Source organism: Ensifer adhaerens (assembly GCF_002940685.1).
GTDB lineage: Bacteria > Pseudomonadota > Alphaproteobacteria > Rhizobiales > Rhizobiaceae > Ensifer > Ensifer adhaerens_E.
Genome location: NZ_PNFP01000009.1, coordinates 240,845 through 255,980, shown reverse-complemented (window position 1 = coordinate 255,980; position 15,136 = coordinate 240,845). Strand labels below are relative to the sequence as shown.

At 64.0% G+C, this 15,136-nt stretch carries 12 protein-coding genes; 7 read left to right on the top strand and 5 right to left on the bottom strand.

Annotation, left to right across the window (positions count from 1 at the left end; all coding sequences use genetic code 11):
* The first annotated feature begins 2 nt into the window (after positions 1-2).
* The 3 genes from pip (at position 3) to rarD (ending at position 3,784) form a co-directional block, all read left to right on the top strand.
* The gene (gene pip / locus C1A35_RS19190) at positions 3-965 is read left to right on the top strand and encodes a prolyl aminopeptidase (protein WP_104665843.1); all 963 of its coding nucleotides are present in this window, start codon (positions 3-5) and stop codon (positions 963-965) included.
* Positions 966-1,014: 49 nt separating this feature from the next.
* Positions 1,015-2,631, top strand: coding sequence for a citramalate synthase (cimA, locus tag C1A35_RS19185; RefSeq protein ID WP_104665842.1), 1,617 nt, complete (start codon positions 1,015-1,017; stop codon positions 2,629-2,631).
* 217 nt (positions 2,632-2,848) lie between these two features.
* Positions 2,849-3,784, top strand: coding sequence for an EamA family transporter RarD (gene rarD, locus C1A35_RS19180; protein ID WP_104665841.1), 936 nt, complete (start codon positions 2,849-2,851; stop codon positions 3,782-3,784).
* A gap of 74 nt (positions 3,785-3,858) precedes the next feature.
* Here rarD and C1A35_RS19175 read toward each other — a convergent pair whose 3' ends face one another.
* Positions 3,859-4,479, bottom strand: coding sequence for a TIGR00730 family Rossman fold protein (locus tag C1A35_RS19175; protein WP_104665840.1), 621 nt, complete (start codon positions 4,477-4,479; stop codon positions 3,859-3,861).
* A gap of 245 nt (positions 4,480-4,724) precedes the next feature.
* Here C1A35_RS19175 and C1A35_RS19170 point away from each other — a divergent pair, with 245 nt between their 5' ends.
* The 4 genes from C1A35_RS19170 (at position 4,725) to pssA (ending at position 10,349) form a co-directional block, all read left to right on the top strand.
* Entirely contained in the window at positions 4,725-6,458 is a 1,734-nt protein-coding gene (locus tag C1A35_RS19170) for a LysM peptidoglycan-binding domain-containing protein (protein WP_104665839.1), read from the top strand.
* A gap of 305 nt (positions 6,459-6,763) precedes the next feature.
* A complete protein-coding gene (locus tag C1A35_RS19165) occupies positions 6,764-8,650 on the top strand; it encodes an ABCB family ABC transporter ATP-binding protein/permease (protein ID WP_104665838.1) in 1,887 nt (628 codons plus the stop codon).
* A gap of 115 nt (positions 8,651-8,765) precedes the next feature.
* Entirely contained in the window at positions 8,766-9,464 is a 699-nt protein-coding gene (locus C1A35_RS19160; protein WP_104665837.1) for a phosphatidylserine decarboxylase, read from the top strand.
* A 9-nt stretch (positions 9,465-9,473) separates the two neighbouring features.
* The gene (gene pssA / locus C1A35_RS19155; RefSeq protein WP_104665836.1) at positions 9,474-10,349 is read left to right on the top strand and encodes a CDP-diacylglycerol--serine O-phosphatidyltransferase; all 876 of its coding nucleotides are present in this window, start codon (positions 9,474-9,476) and stop codon (positions 10,347-10,349) included.
* A 109-nt stretch (positions 10,350-10,458) separates the two neighbouring features.
* On the opposite strand, the gene C1A35_RS19150 is transcribed toward pssA, so the two are convergent.
* The 4 genes from C1A35_RS19150 to radA form a co-directional block, all read right to left on the bottom strand.
* Positions 10,459-11,199, bottom strand: coding sequence for an SDR family NAD(P)-dependent oxidoreductase (locus tag C1A35_RS19150; protein ID WP_104665835.1), 741 nt, complete (start codon positions 11,197-11,199; stop codon positions 10,459-10,461).
* A 12-nt stretch (positions 11,200-11,211) separates the two neighbouring features.
* Positions 11,212-12,702 carry an amidophosphoribosyltransferase gene (gene purF, locus C1A35_RS19145; protein ID WP_104665834.1) on the bottom strand — a complete coding sequence of 497 codons (1,491 nt, stop codon included), beginning with the start codon at positions 12,700-12,702 and terminating at the stop codon, positions 11,212-11,214.
* A 145-nt stretch (positions 12,703-12,847) separates the two neighbouring features.
* Positions 12,848-13,471, bottom strand: coding sequence for a CvpA family protein (locus C1A35_RS19140; protein ID WP_034803987.1), 624 nt, complete (start codon positions 13,469-13,471; stop codon positions 12,848-12,850).
* A gap of 124 nt (positions 13,472-13,595) precedes the next feature.
* On the bottom strand, positions 13,596-14,999 hold the full coding sequence (gene radA / locus C1A35_RS19135) for a DNA repair protein RadA (protein WP_104665911.1): 1,404 nt from the start codon (positions 14,997-14,999) through the stop codon (positions 13,596-13,598).
* Positions 15,000-15,136 lie beyond the last annotated feature (137 nt).

Genomic DNA, 15,136 nt, shown 5'->3' with positions numbered 1-15,136 from the left:
AAATGACGACTGTTCTGCGTACGCTTTATCCGGAGATCGAACCTTATGCGTCGGGCCATCTCGACGTCGGCGACGGTCACACCATCTATTGGGAAAAGGCCGGAACGCCGGGCGCAAAGCCTGCCGTCTTCCTGCATGGCGGGCCAGGCGGTACGATCTCGACGAACCACCGCCGCCTCTTCGATCCGGCGCTCTACGATGTAACGCTGTTCGACCAGCGCGGCTGCGGCAAGTCGACGCCGAATGCCAGGATCGAAGCCAACACCACCTGGCATCTCGTCGCCGATATCGAGCGGCTGCGCGAGATGGCGGGCGTCGAAAAATGGCTGGTCTTCGGTGGTTCCTGGGGATCGACGCTGGGGCTTGCCTATGCTGAGAAGCATCCCGAGCGGGTTTCGGAACTGGTGCTGCGTGGCATCTACACGCTGACCAAGGCCGAGCTCGACTGGTACTACCAGTTCGGCGTCTCGGAGATGTTCCCGGACAAGTGGGAGCGTTTCATCGCGCCCATTCCCGAGAACGAGCGCCACGAGATGATGCACGCCTATCACCGCCGCCTGATGAGCGAGGACAAGACGACACGCCTTGCGGCCGCCAAGGCCTGGAGCATCTGGGAAGGCGAGACGATCACGCTGCTGCCGGAGCTCGCAACCAGCGAGCCCTTCGCCGACGACGATTATGCTGACGCCTTCGCGCGGATCGAGAACCACTTCTTCGTCAATGCCGGCTGGATGGAAGAGGGCCAATTGCTGCGCGACGCCCACCGGCTGCACGGCATTCCCGGCGTCATCATCCACGGGCGCTACGACATGCCGTGCCCGGCGAAATATGCCTGGCAGTTGCACAAGGCCTGGCCAGGATCGGAACTCCATCTGATCGAAGGGGCGGGGCACGCCTATTCGGAGCCCGGCATCCTCGACCGGCTGATCCGCGCCACGGACCAGTTCGCAGGCAAGACCGAGTAAGACAACGAGCCGACAAGACAGGCAAACACAGAGCATTTGGACGAGAGCCATGACCAGGGAACGCATCTACCTCTTCGACACGACGCTACGGGACGGGCAGCAGACGCCCGGCATCGACTTTTCCGTCGAGGACAAGATTGCGATTGCCGGCCTGCTCGACCAATTCGGCATGGACTACATCGAAGGCGGCTATCCCGGCGCGAACCCGACGGACACGGAGTTCTTCACGCGCAAGCGCACGCTGAAGGCTTCCTTCGTCGCCTTCGGCATGACCAAGCGCGCGGGCGTATCGGCCTCCAACGATCCGGGCCTCAATGCCCTTCTGGCCGCCAAGAGCGACGCCATCTGTCTGGTCGCCAAGAGCTGGGACTATCACGTCGAAGTCGCGCTCGGCTGCACCAACGAGGAAAACCTCGACAACATCCGCGCCTCCGTCGAAGCCGTGGTCGCCTCCGGTCGCGAGGCAATGGTCGATTGCGAGCATTTCTTCGACGGCTACAAGGCCAATCCGGCCTATGCGCTCGCCTGCGCCAAGACGGCCTTTGACGCCGGTGCGCGCTGGGTCGTGCTCTGCGACACCAATGGCGGCACGCAGCCGCCGGAGGTCCGCGAGATCGTCGCGGCCGTGATCGCGGCGGGCGTGCCTGGTGCCAATCTCGGCATCCATGCCCACAACGATACCGGCCAGGCGGTCGCCAATTCGCTTGCCGCGGTCGAGGCCGGCGTGCGCCAGATCCAGGGAACACTGAACGGTATCGGCGAGCGTTGCGGCAACGCCAACCTCGTGACCCTGATCCCGACGCTTGCGTTGAAGGAGACCTATTCCAGTCGCTTCGAGACGGCGATCGACGCCGACCGGTTGCAGGAGTTGACGAAGCTCGCCCATTCCTTCGACGAGCTTCTGAACCGCTCGCCGGACCAACAGGCCCCCTACGTCGGCGCATCGGCCTTTGCGACCAAGGCCGGCATCCATGCCTCAGCCCTTTTGAAGGATCCGCGCACCTATGAGCACGTGGCGCCGGAGAGCATCGGCAACCTGCGCAAGGTCATGGTGTCGGACCAGGGCGGCAAGGCCAACTTCATCAACGCGCTGAAGCGCCGCGGCATCGCGGTCAGCAAGGACGATCCGAAGCTCGACAAGCTGATCGCCATCGTCAAGGAACGCGAAGCGACCGGCTATGCCTATGAGGGGGCGGATGCGAGCTTCGCGCTGCTCGCCAGCCGCATCCTCGGCACGGTGCCGGACTTCTTCCACGTGGAGAGCTTCCGCGTCATGGTCGAGCGCCGCTTCGATGCCAACGGCCACCTGAAGACCGTGTCGGAAGCGGTGGTGAAGGTGATCGTCGACGGCGAGACGATGATGTCGGTGGCCGAAGGCCACGGCCCCGTCAACGCGCTCGATCTCGCGCTGCGCAAGGATCTCGGCAAGTACCAGTCGGAAATCGAAGATCTCGAGCTGGCGGACTACAAGGTCCGTATCCTCAATGGCGGGACCGAGGCGATCACCCGCGTTCTGATCGAATCGACCGATGGCACGGGCGCACGCTGGTGGACGGTGGGTGTCTCCGACAACATCATCGATGCCTCCTTCCAGGCGTTGATGGACAGTATCGTCTTCAAGCTACTCAAGAACCGCGACCACGCCGGACTGATCGCCGCCGAGTAATTTCGGCGATCGGCCCGGAAACGCTGATGAACTGGGCCTGGGGGAGGGTGAGCAAAACTCATTCTCCCTTCACGGAAATGAATTGGTGCATCACCGGCCATTGGGGTAGGACGCACCAATGGGAGATTGTGCCGGCCGACTGGCTGTGCCCTCCCTTCTGACCGGTGAGCGGCCATTGCTGCCAGGGCTCTCCGGCAAAACACCAGGAAAAGATGATATGGCCGAGCCGAAAGCACCCGCCGAAAATACCGATTCCGCGAAGGGCTTTGCCTTCGCGCTGACCGCTTACCTGCTCTGGGGCTTCCTGCCCTTCTTCATGAAGGCTGTCGCCCATATTCCGGCGCCGGAAGTGGTGGCGCACCGGATCGTGTGGTCGGTGCCGCTCGCGGGTCTCGTTCTGCTTTGGCTCGGGCGCACCGATGATATCAAGACGGCACTGCGCTCGCCGCGCATGCTGTGCATGGCGGCGCTGACCGCCGTACTCATCACCATCAACTGGGGCATCTATGTCTGGGCGATCGGTGCGGGCCGCGCCATCGAAACCGCGCTCGGCTATTACATCAACCCGCTGTTTTCGATCTTCCTCGGCGCCGTGCTCTTGAAGGAGAGGCCGAACCCGGCACAGATGGTCGCAATCGCGCTCGCTGCTTCCGCCGTCGGCGTACTCGCCTTCGATGCCGGCGGTCTGCCGTGGGTGTCGATCGGCCTCTGCCTGTCCTGGGGTTTCTACGCCTTCTTCCGCAAAACCCTGCCGGTCGGCCCCAATCAGGGCTTCTTCCTGGAGGTTCTGCTGCTCAGCATCCCGGCAATCGGCTACATCATCTGGCTGGAGGCGACGGGGCAGGGACATTTCGGCGACACCGGCATGGCTGACGTGCTGTGGCTGTTGTCCTGCGGCATCGTCACCGCCGTGCCGCTGATGATCTATGCCAACGGCGCCAAGCTCCTGCGCCTCTCGACCATCGGGATCATGCAGTACATTGCGCCGACGATGATCTTCGTGATCGCCGTCTTCGTCTTCCACGAGCCCTTCGGCACCGCAAAGCTGATCGCCTTCGGCCTCATCTGGGCCGCGCTGGTGATCTATACCGGCGCCATGCTGTCCGAAAGTCGCGCGCGTCGTGCCGCTTTGCAGGCGAGCCCGGCCGAATAGCGCGAGACGATTGAGACAAAATGAGAAAGGCGCGCCGGTGAGCGCGCCTTTTTGTTGTCCGGGTACTCGAAAGCTCAGAGCTTGGAGATGATCTCGGCCTCGCCCTCGCGACCGTTGTTGCCGCTGGCGGCCGCGAGGATGGTCGGCACGATGTCGGCTGGGTCGTTGACGACGAGCGGCTGTACGAGATGCGCCGTGTGGACGAAACCTTCCTCGCGCATGTGCTGCAGGAGGTCCATCATCGGTCGCCAGAAATTGTTGATGTTGCCGAACACCATCGGCTTGCGGTGACGGCCGAGCTGCGCCCAGGTCATGATCTCGACGATTTCTTCAAGCGTGCCGATGCCGCCCGGCAGCGCCACGAAGGCGTCGGCACGTTCGAACATCGTGTGCTTGCGCTCGTGCATGTCGGCCGTCACGATCAGTTCGTTCAGTTGCCCGAGCGAATGACGGGTCGCCTCCTTGTCCATCAGGAATTCGGGGATGATCCCGGTGACCTCGCCGCCGTTGGAAAGCACGCCGCTTGCGACCGCTCCCATGATGCCGCGGGTGCCGCCGCCATAGACGAGGCGCAGCCCGTGATCGGCGATGGATCGGCCGAGCGCGCGCCCGGCCTCCATGTAGGCGTTGTCACGTCCCGGCTGTGAACCGCAATAGACGCAGATGGATCGAATCGTGGTGGTATCGGTGCTCATGCCCCCCAAAAAACATTGCAGCGCAGCATGGGTCAAGAAAAATGAGGGGAAACCCGGCTTTCTGTGGGTTGCCGCGCCTTCGGCTGCTTGTATGCCGAATCGCGAATCGCTAGCAATTTCAGTGATTGATTGAAGAAATCGGACGAGTTGCTTGCTGTTGCGCTATAATGATAGGCGCAAGCCCGCACCGCAGGCCGATGAGAGGGCATGCGCGGAGCGTTGCTCCGCTCCGTGTGGAGAGTGGCATGATCAAAAATAAGGCCGGCTGGGTGGCCATTTCTGTCCTCGTGGCAGCAACAGCGTTGATGGTTTTCGTAATTCAACCGAACCTGCGCGACGACGGTAAGAAGCCGGCGGGCGGGCAAGCGGCAGGCGGCACGGGCCAGTCGGGCGATGCGGCGCCGGGCGGCCCGCAGGCGACAGGCGGATCCGCCGAGACCGCGAAGACCGATACCGCGCCGCAGCAGGGGCAGCCAAACGCCGACGCGGCGGCCACCGATCCCGCCATTCCCGGTTTCGACGTGTTGCGTGTCGAGCCCGACGGATCGACGGTGATCGCCGGCCATGCGCAGCCAAATTCGAAGCTCGAGATCCTGAGTGGCGACACCGTGGTCGGCACCGCCGACGTCGGCGCGACCGGCGACTTTGCCGCGGTCTTCGACACCCCCCTTCCGGCAGGCGACCATCAGCTGACCCTGCGCAGCACCGGCGAAAATGGTGCTGTGAAGAGCTCGGAGGAGGTCGCGACCGTTTCCGTTCCCAAGGATCCGTCCGGTCAATTGCTCGCCATGGTCTCGAAACCGGGCGCGGCGAGCCGGCTGATCACGACGCCGGATGCGGCTGAAGGGGCAGCGGCTGCGGACGCCAAGCCGGCCGAAGTTGCTTCAGCGACGCCGCAGGCCGCCGACACGGCCACAGCGCCGGCCAAGCTTTCCGGGGTGCCCGGCCTGCAGGTGAGTGCGGTCGAGATCGAGGGCAACAGGATGTACGTCGCCGGGAGCGCCAAGCCAGGCGCGCTGGTTCGCGTCTATGCCGACGACAAGCTGCTTGGCGAGATGAAGGCCGACGACAAGGGGCACTTCGTCGTCGACGGCCAGATCGAGTTGACGGTGGGCAGCCATATCATCCGCGCCGACATGCTGAACGAAGACGGCACGAAGGTGGTGATGCGCGCTTCGGTTCCCTTCGACCGGCCCGCGGGATCGCAGGTCGCAGCGGTGGCGCCTTCGAGCACGCCGTCCGCAACCGCGGGTCTCGATGGTCTGCGTGCGGAAGCTGGAAAGGCGCTGGCCCTGCTGAAGGGGCTCTACGCCAATGGCAAGGTGCCGAATGGCGAGCAGCTGGCAGCCGCCCGCTCGGCAACCGAGATCGCCTTGAAGTCGCTTGCCGACTTCCGTCTCGCCGACAGTTCCGACCAGACGCTTGCCACATCGGCGGCGCGGGCGTCCAAGGCGGCCGCAAGCGCGCTCGCCGCATTGAAAGCAGCGCCTCAGGACGCATCGAGCATGGCGACGGCGCTTGCCAAGGTTGATGCGACGGTTGGCGCGGTCCTCGCCGAGCAGGGTAGCGCCACGCCGGCCTCATCCGAAAAGTTGAAGGACAATGCTCCGGCACCGGGCGAACTGGCAAAGGTGATGGGTGCAGGAAGCGCCGTTGCAAACGACGCTTCCGAGGCGCAGGCCGCTCCGGAAACTGCCGCTGCCGCGACCTCTTCCGACCAGCCGCAGACGCTCGAGCAGGCTCCGCTGAAGGAGAGCAAGAGTTCGGTGATCATCCGCCGCGGCGACACGCTGTGGCAGATCTCGCGCCGCGTCTATGGCGCCGGCTTGCGGTACACGACGATCTATCTGGCCAACCAGGACCAGATCGAGGATCCGGACCGGATTCGCCCGGGCCAGATCTTCGGCGTGCCGGACAAGGCGCTGCCGGACGAAGAATCGCGGGAAATTCACAAGAAGCACATGAAACACGAGCAATAAGCAGCCGATCGGCAGCCGCCGACATTGCGGCGGCTGCGGCGGATGCCTATCTCCAGAGCTACAGCGCCGCGCGTCCTGTCAGACGCGCAAAGCTTGCTGTAGCACTTTGAATTGCGCATGGTTTCATCCTTCAATCGGCTACGATCAAGGGAACCATGCGACAGGGCGGCGCCTTCGATAGGCGCCGCTTTTCATTGAACGGTGATGACGGCGCCGCAGGTCTTTGTTTACAGGGAAGGCCCGGCGCAGAGCTCGAGCGGGCGACAGACCGCCCGCAGCGCGCAAATGTAAGAGCGGATCAGAACGTGGCACCCCAGAAAAAGACCGTTTCGGCCGATACCAGCAATCCCTTGCACACGATCGCCAATCTCTGGCCCTATATGTGGCCGTCGGACAGGGCCGATCTCAAGCTTCGGGTGATCTGGGCGACCGTCATCCTGATCATCGCCAAGATCGTCCTGATCCTCGTTCCCTATTCCTTCAAATGGGCGACCGACGCGCTGAACGGCAAGCCGGATGTGCTGGGCTTCCTGCCTGCGTTCATGACCGGCGCGGTGATGCTGGTGCTTGCCTATAACCTTGCGCGTCTGCTGCAGGCCGGCCTGAACCAGCTCCGCGACGCGCTGTTTGCAAGTGTCGGCCAGCATGCGGTCAGGCAGCTTGCCTACAAGACCTTCGTTCACATGCACCAATTGTCGCTGCGCTTTCATCTGGAGCGGCGCACCGGCGGCCTGTCGCGCGTCATCGAGCGCGGCACCAAGGGCATCGAGACGATCGTCCGCTTCACCATCCTGAACAGCGTGCCGACCCTGATCGAATTTCTGCTGACGGCGGTGATCTTCTGGTGGGGCTACGGCTTCAGCTATCTCTTCGTGACCGCGGTCACCGTCTGGCTCTATATCTGGTTCACCGTGCGCGCCAGCGACTGGCGCATCGCCATCCGCCGTTCGATGAACGACAGCGACACAGACGCCAACACCAAGGCGATCGACTCGCTGCTGAACTTCGAGACGGTCAAATATTTCGGCAATGAGGAGATGGAAGCCCGCCGCTTCGACAAGTCGATGGAGCGTTATGAGGCGGCGGCGACCCAGGTCTGGACATCGCTCGGCTGGCTCAACTTCGGCCAGGCGCTGATCTTCGGTGCGGGTACCGCCGTGATGATGATCATGTCGGCGCTCGCCGTTCAGCGCGGCGAGCAGACGCTTGGTGACTTCGTCTTCATCAACGCCATGCTGATCCAGCTGGCTATCCCGCTCAATTTCATCGGCTTCGTCTACCGCGAAATCCGCCAGGGGCTGACCGACATCGAGCACATGTTCGATCTGCTCGATGTCCGTGCCGAAGTGGTGGACCGCCCGGATGCGAGCGAGCTTGTGATCGGCAAGGGTGCCATCGCCTTCAAGGACGTTCATTTCGCCTATGATCCGGCACGCCCGATCCTCAAAGGCATCACCTTCGAGGTGCCGGCGGGCAAGACGGTGGCCGTCGTCGGCCCGTCGGGCGCCGGCAAGTCGACGCTTTCCCGTCTCCTCTATCGCTTCTACGACGTGCAGGAAGGCGCCATTACCATCGACGGCCAGGACGTGCGCACGGTGACGCAGAAGAGCTTGCGCTCGGTGATCGGCATGGTGCCGCAGGACACGGTGCTCTTCAACGACACGATCGCCTACAACATCCGCTACGGTCGCGTCTCGGCGAGCGAAGCCGAAGTCGAGGCGGCGGCCGAGGCCGCGCAGATCGCCGAGTTCATCCGCACGCTGCCTGAGGGCTTCCAGGCCATGGTCGGCGAGCGCGGCCTGAAGCTGTCGGGCGGCGAGAAGCAGCGTGTGGCAATCGCCCGCACGATCCTGAAGGCCCCGCCGATCCTGATCCTCGACGAGGCGACATCGGCGCTCGACACGCGGACCGAGCAGGAGATCCAGTCGGCGCTCGACGTCGTATCGCGCAACCGCACGACGCTTGTCATCGCGCACCGGCTCTCGACGGTCATCAACGCCGACGAGATCATCGTGCTGAAGGACGGCGTCATCGCCGAGCGCGGCACCCATGGCGAGCTGATCGACCGCGACGGTCTCTATGCCTCGATGTGGAGCCGCCAGCGCGAAGCGACGCAGGCCGAGGAGCAATTGAAGCGGGTGCGCGAAAGCGACGATCTCGGCATCGTCACCCGCGGCGAGCCGGCGGTCTGATGGTGTTTGTTTCTTTGCTGAGCGCGACGCGTTTTGTCGCTGTCGGGCGGGCGACGTTGCCCGCCGGGGCATTTCGCGCTAGTTCACATCCCACGGAAAATCTGGAGTAGAGTTCATGAGCCTGGTCAATACGATCCGCAACACGCTCGTCCCGGTGCACAAGGAAGGCTATCGCTTCGTCGCGATCTTCTTCGTCGTGTCGCTGGTGCTTGGCTTCCTGTGGGAGCCGTTGATGTGGATCGGCTTCGTGCTGACCGCCTGGTGCGCCTATTTCTTCCGCGACCCGGAGCGCATGACGCCGATCGACGATGATCTGGTGATCAGCCCGGCCGATGGTCGCGTCTCGTCGATCGCAACCGTGATGCCGCCGGAGGAACTGAACCTCGGCTCCGAGCCGATGCTGCGCATTTCGGTTTTCATGAATGTCTTCAACTGCCATGTGAACCGCGCGCCGATGGCTGGCACCATTACCCGCGTCGCCTATCGCGCCGGCCAGTTCGTCAACGCCGAACTTGACAAGGCGAGCCACGAGAACGAGCGCAACGGTCTGGTAATCGAAACGAAACATGGCGCGATTGGTGTCGTCCAGATCGCCGGCCTCGTTGCCCGCCGCATCCTTTGCTGGAAGTATGAGAACAACGCGCTGGAGGCCGGCGAACGTTTCGGCCTGATCCGCTTCGGCTCGCGTCTCGATGTGTTCCTGCCGGAAGGCACCGAGCCGCGTGTCAGCGTCGGCCAGACTGCCGTTGCGGGCGAAACCGTGCTCGCCGAGTTCGGCTCGGCCAAGGGCCCGGTCATCAGCCGCCGCGCATAAGGAGTGTCCATGGAAGGCCCTGAACAGGAAAAATCGATCGAAACGCCGCAGGCGGCAGACGACGTCAACGGGTCGAGCGATACCGCGCGCGGCCCGCGTCTGCGCGAAATTCCGCTGCGACTGATGATCCCGAACCTGATTACCGTGCTGGCGATCTGCGCCGGTCTTTCGGGCATTCGGCTCGCCTTTGAAAACCGCATCGAGCTTGCCGTCGCCATGGTGTTGCTCGCCGCCTTTCTCGACGGCATCGACGGCCGCGTCGCGCGGGCGCTGAAGGCGACGTCGAATTTTGGCGGCCAGATGGATTCGCTCGCCGACATCATCAACTTCGGCGTTGCGCCGGCCCTTGTGCTCTACGTCTTCATCCTCGACCAGGCGCGCTCGATCGGCTGGATCGCGGCGCTGATCTACGCGATCGCGATGGGGCTGAGGCTCGCCCGCTTCAACGTGATGGCGGAGCGCCAGGTCAAGGCGTCCTGGCAGTCGGAGTATTTCGTCGGCGTGCCGGCACCTGCAGGCGCCATGCTGGTGCTGCTGCCGGTCTATCTCGGCCTTCTGGGCCTGGCGCCGGAACGCACCTTTGCGCTGATTGCATCCGCCTACACAGTGCTGATCGCCTTCCTGCTCGTCAGTCGCCTGCCGGTCTGGTCGGGCAAGTCGGAAAACAGCCGCGTGCGCCGCGATCTCGTGCTGCCGGCCATTCTCGGCGTCGTCTTCTACGTCGCGACGCTGATGACCTATACGTGGGAGACGATGGCAGTGACGGCGCTCGGCTATCTGATCACGCTGCCCTTCGGCGCGCGCTCCTGGCAGCGCAAATATGGCGGCGACTGGCCGGTGCATCCCTCGACCGGCGGCGATGGCCTGCCCGGGGACAAGGACTAAGGCAAATCGGGAAAGGGTCCGAAGCGACCTTCCGCCCGGCAATTGCGCACAAGGAAAAGGCCACCGTGGTGACACGGTGGCCTTTCTGTTTGGGCAATGTGGCCGAAGCTTATTCCGGCATCCGGTAGTCGACGATCCTGTCTTCGCGAACGATGTAGAGCTTGCCGGTCTCGGTCTGCTCCGGGCCGACGAGCGGCAGCAGCTTGGCTGCCACCTCGGACGGATGCGGCACGGTCTCCGGGTCCTCGCCCGGCATTGCCTGGGCGCGCATGGCGGTGCGGGTGGCACCGGGATCGACCGAGAGGATGCGCAGCGGCAGGCGCTGCGTTTCACCGGCCCAGGTGCGGGCGAGCGCCTCGACGGCGGCCTTCGATGCGGAGTAGGGGCCCCAGAAAGGCTTGCACTTGTGCGCGGCGCTCGACGACAGGATCAGCGCGCGGCCGGCGTCGGACTTGATCAGCAGCGGTTCCAGCGAGCGGATCAGCCGCCAGGTGGCGTTGACGTTGATGTTCATCACCTTGTCGAACACCTTCGCCTCGACATGGCCGATCGGCGAAATGGTGCCGAGCACGCCGGCATTGGCAACCAGGATGTCGAGCTTGCCCCAGCGCTCGTTGATCGCGCCGCCGAGCTTGTCGATCGCCGCCATGTCGGCAAGGTCGAAGGGCACCAGCGTCGCCGAGCCGCCCGCCGCCTTGATCGCGTCGTCGAGTTCCTCGAGCCCGCCGACGGTGCGCGCACAGGCGACGACATGGGCACCGGCCTTGGCCAGTTCGAGAGCGGTGAAATAGCCGATACCGCGCGATGCGCCGGTGACCACGGCCACCCGGCCTTTGAGATCGATCGTCATTTTGGTGTCTGATTATCCGTTGCTGGCGAGAACCGAGAGTTTGCGGACATTGCTGGCGCCTTCCTGGTCGAGAAGGCGGGTCGGATAGTCCCCGGTGAAATAGTGATCGGTGAACTGCGGCGCCTTCGGGTCGCGCTTTTCGCCGCCGACCGCCTCATAGAGGCCGTCGATCGAGAGGAACTCGAGCGAGTCGGCGCCGATGTAGCGGCACATGGAGGCGAGGTCCGCATGCTGATTGGCGAGCAGCTTGTCGCGGTCCGGCGTGTCGATGCCGTAGAAGTCCGGGTGGAAGATCATCGGGCTGGCGACGCGCACATGCACTTCGCGCGCGCCCGCATCACGCATCATCTGCACGATCTTCACCGAGGTCGTCCCGCGCACGATCGAATCGTCGACCAGAATGACGCGCTTGCCGGCGATCATCGCGCGGTTGGCGGAGTGCTTGAGCTTGACGCCGAAGGCGCGGATCTGCTGCGTCGGCTCGATGAAGGTGCGGCCGACATAGTGGTTGCGGATGATGCCGTATTCGAAGGGGATGCCGCTCTGCTGGGCATAACCGAGGGCAGCCGGCGTGCCGCCATCCGGCACCGGAACCACGACGTCGGCCTCGACCGGGGCTTCCTTGGCGAGGTTGATGCCCATGTTCTTGCGCGACACATAGATGCTGCGGCCGCCGACGACCGAATCCGGCCGCGCGAAATAGACATATTCGAACAGGCAGAGCCGCTCGGGCTGAGAAACCTCGGGCTTGCGCGCATCGATGGTGATCGAGCCGTCGGGCTGGATTTCGCAGATGATGACTTCGCCGTTCTCGACGTCGCGGACATAGGTCGCGCCGATGATGTCGAGCGCGCAGGTCTCGGAGCAGAAGATCGGCTTGCCGTCGAGCTCGCCCATGACGAGCGGACGGATGCCGATCGGGTCGCGCGCCGCGATCAGCTTGGTGCGCGTCATCGCCAGCATCGAATAGCCGCCTTCCATCTGGCGGATGGCGTCGATGAAGCGGTCGGAGGAGGAGGCCTGCTTGGAGCGGGCGATCAGGTGAAGAACGACTTCGGTGTCCGACGTCGACTGACAGATGGCGCCGTCGGCGATCAGTTGCCGGCGAAGGGTGAGGCCGTTGGTGAAGTTGCCGTTGTGGGCGACCGCAATGCCGCCGACTTCGAGTTCGGCAAACAGCGGCTGAACGTTGCGCAGCGCCACTTCGCCTGTCGTCGAATAGCGGGTGTGGCCGATCGACATGAAGCCGGGCAGCTTCGCGAGAGTCGCAGGATCGGTGTAGTGGTCGCCGACGAGGCCCATGCGCTTTTCGGTGCAGAACTGCTTGCCGTCGAAGGTGACGATGCCGGCTGCTTCCTGGCCGCGATGCTGGAGCGCGTGCAGGCCGAGCGCTGTCAGCGCCGCCGCGTCCGAGTGTCCCAATATGCCGAAGACGCCGCACTCTTCGTGCAGCTCGTCGCCTTCGAGTTCATCGTGGATTTCCATGGATCTGAGATCGGTCATCACAGTCGCCTTTGCTCCGTACCGGTGCGCATATCGTGATCGGGCCCGCAGTCTTCAAGCGATCTTAGCTGAAAACGGCTGCAAGCGTTATTCCCCAAAAGGACAAAGCCCGCGGGGCGGGCTTTGTCGGCAAATCGTTCCTGTCTCAGCCGTTGGTGGCCGGGGCGTCGTCGGCGGGCGCCTGGTCCGGAGTCGTCGCAGGTGCCTGGCCGGGCGTCGTTGCCGGCGCTTCGCCTTCGCCTTCGCCGGTCGTGTCCTTGCCGCGCAGGCGGTCGAGAATGGTGGCGTCGGCCTCTTCCGGCAGAAGCGCGATCAGCTTGTTGCCGAGATTGTCGAGCAACGGCTTCGACTTTGCCTGGGTGACCCAGGTCGGCTGCTGCTGCGGTGCGACGAGCCAGTTGAAGAACAGCATGGCGACGACGACCAGCAGGATGCCGCGGGCGGCGCCGAACAGGAAGCCGAGCGTGCGGTCGAGCGCACCGATGCGGCTGTCGATGATGAAATCGGCGATCCGCATGGTGATGAAGGAGATGATGATCAGCGCGATCAGGAAGATCACTGCGGCCGATCCGATCATCGCGACCGTATCGCTGTTGGTGTACTGCTTCGCATAGGGCAAAAGATGCGGGTAGAGGAAGTAGGCGGCAGCTGCCGCACCCACCCAGCTCGCGACCGAAAGCACCTCGCGCGAGAAGCCTCGAACCATGGCCAGGATTGCGGAAAACAGGGCGACGCCGAGAACGATACCGTCGAGAATTGTAATGGGCATTTTGTCCTTACTCCGGACCCGGTTCGTCCGGGTCTCCTCAAGCCTATCCGCCATCGGCCCTGAGTTCAGGGCATTTGCAGCCTGCTTGCAGCCCTTGAAAGGACCGTCTGCGGCATCCGCATCTTCAGTCTTCGTCCTCCGCCGGTCTCAGCGCGTTTCGCGATCCCGCGATGCGCGCCACCAGATCGGGCAGGCTTTCCATCTCGCTCCAGCGGCCGTTGCCGTTTTTCGGCAGTTCGGTCGAGGCGGACGGCAGGACCGCCTGCGAGAACCCGAGCTTCTCGGCTTCCTTAAGGCGTTGTGCGGTATGCGCAACCGGCCGGATGGCACCCGACAAGCTGACTTCGCCGAAATAGACGCAATCCGCCGGAAGGGCAAGCCCGGCAAGCGATGAAACCAGTGCGGAAGCCACAGCGAGATCCGCAGCCGGTTCCGAAATGCGATACCCGCCGGCGATATTGAGATAGACGTCGTGCTGACCGAGCCGCACGCCGCAATGGGCTTCGAGCACGGCAAGGATCATCGAGAGCCGCGCGGAATCCCAGCCGACGATGGCGCGCCTGGGCGTACCGAGCGAGGTCGGCGCGACCAGCGCCTGGACTTCGACGAGAACGGGGCGGGTGCCTTCCATTCCGGCAAAGACGGCGGCGCCCGGCGATTTCTCGTTGCGCTCGCCGAGGAACAGTTCCGACGGGTTGGCGACCTCGCGCAGGCCCTTATCCGACATCTCGAAGACGCCGATCTCGTCGGTCGGGCCGAAGCGGTTCTTGACGGTGCGCAGGATGCGGTAGTGATGGCCGCGATCGCCCTCGAAATAGAGCACGGCATCGACCATGTGCTCGACGACGCGGGGACCTGCGATCTGGCCTTCCTTGGTGACGTGGCCGACGAGCACGACGGCGGTTCCCGTCTGCTTGGCGAAGCGGATCATCGCCTGCACGCCGGTGCGCACCTGGGTCACCGTGCCCGGCGCCGAATCGACGATGTCGCTCCAGAGCGTCTGGATCGAATCGATGATCACCAGATCCGGGCGCTTGCCTTCCGACAGCGTCGCCAGGATATCCTCGACATTGGTCTCGGCGGCAAGCAGCACGTCGCTGTCGGCGGCGCCAAGGCGCTGCGCCCGCAGGCGCACCTGCGCCACCGCCTCTTCGCCCGAGACATAGATGACGCGGTGCTTGCGGCGCGACAGCGCGGCGGCTGCCTGCATCAGCACCGTCGACTTGCCGATGCCGGGGTCGCCGCCGACGAGCAGCGCCGAACCCCGCACGAAGCCGCCGCCGGTCACCCGGTCCAGTTCCGAAATCCCGGTCTGAATCCGCGGCGCATCCTCGATCTCGCCCGAGAGCGTGGTCAGTGCCACCGGGCGTCCCTTCTTCGGTGCGCGCGACGGGCCGCCGCCGATGCCCGCCGTCGGATCGTCCTCGATGATCGTGTTCCACTCGCCGCAGCCTTCGCATTTGCCCACCCAACGGGTGTGGACCGTGCCGCAGTTCTGGCAGATGAATTGGGTACGCGCTTTCGCCATCGGCATCGACTTTCGGAATGTGGGACCGCCGACGTCGTGATCGGACGTCGGCGGCAAAGAATCACCTGTGTCGTCACATAATGCCGCAAAGCGCGGAACAAAAGGTGAATTTCAGTGAAGGTGACCGAAAAATGATC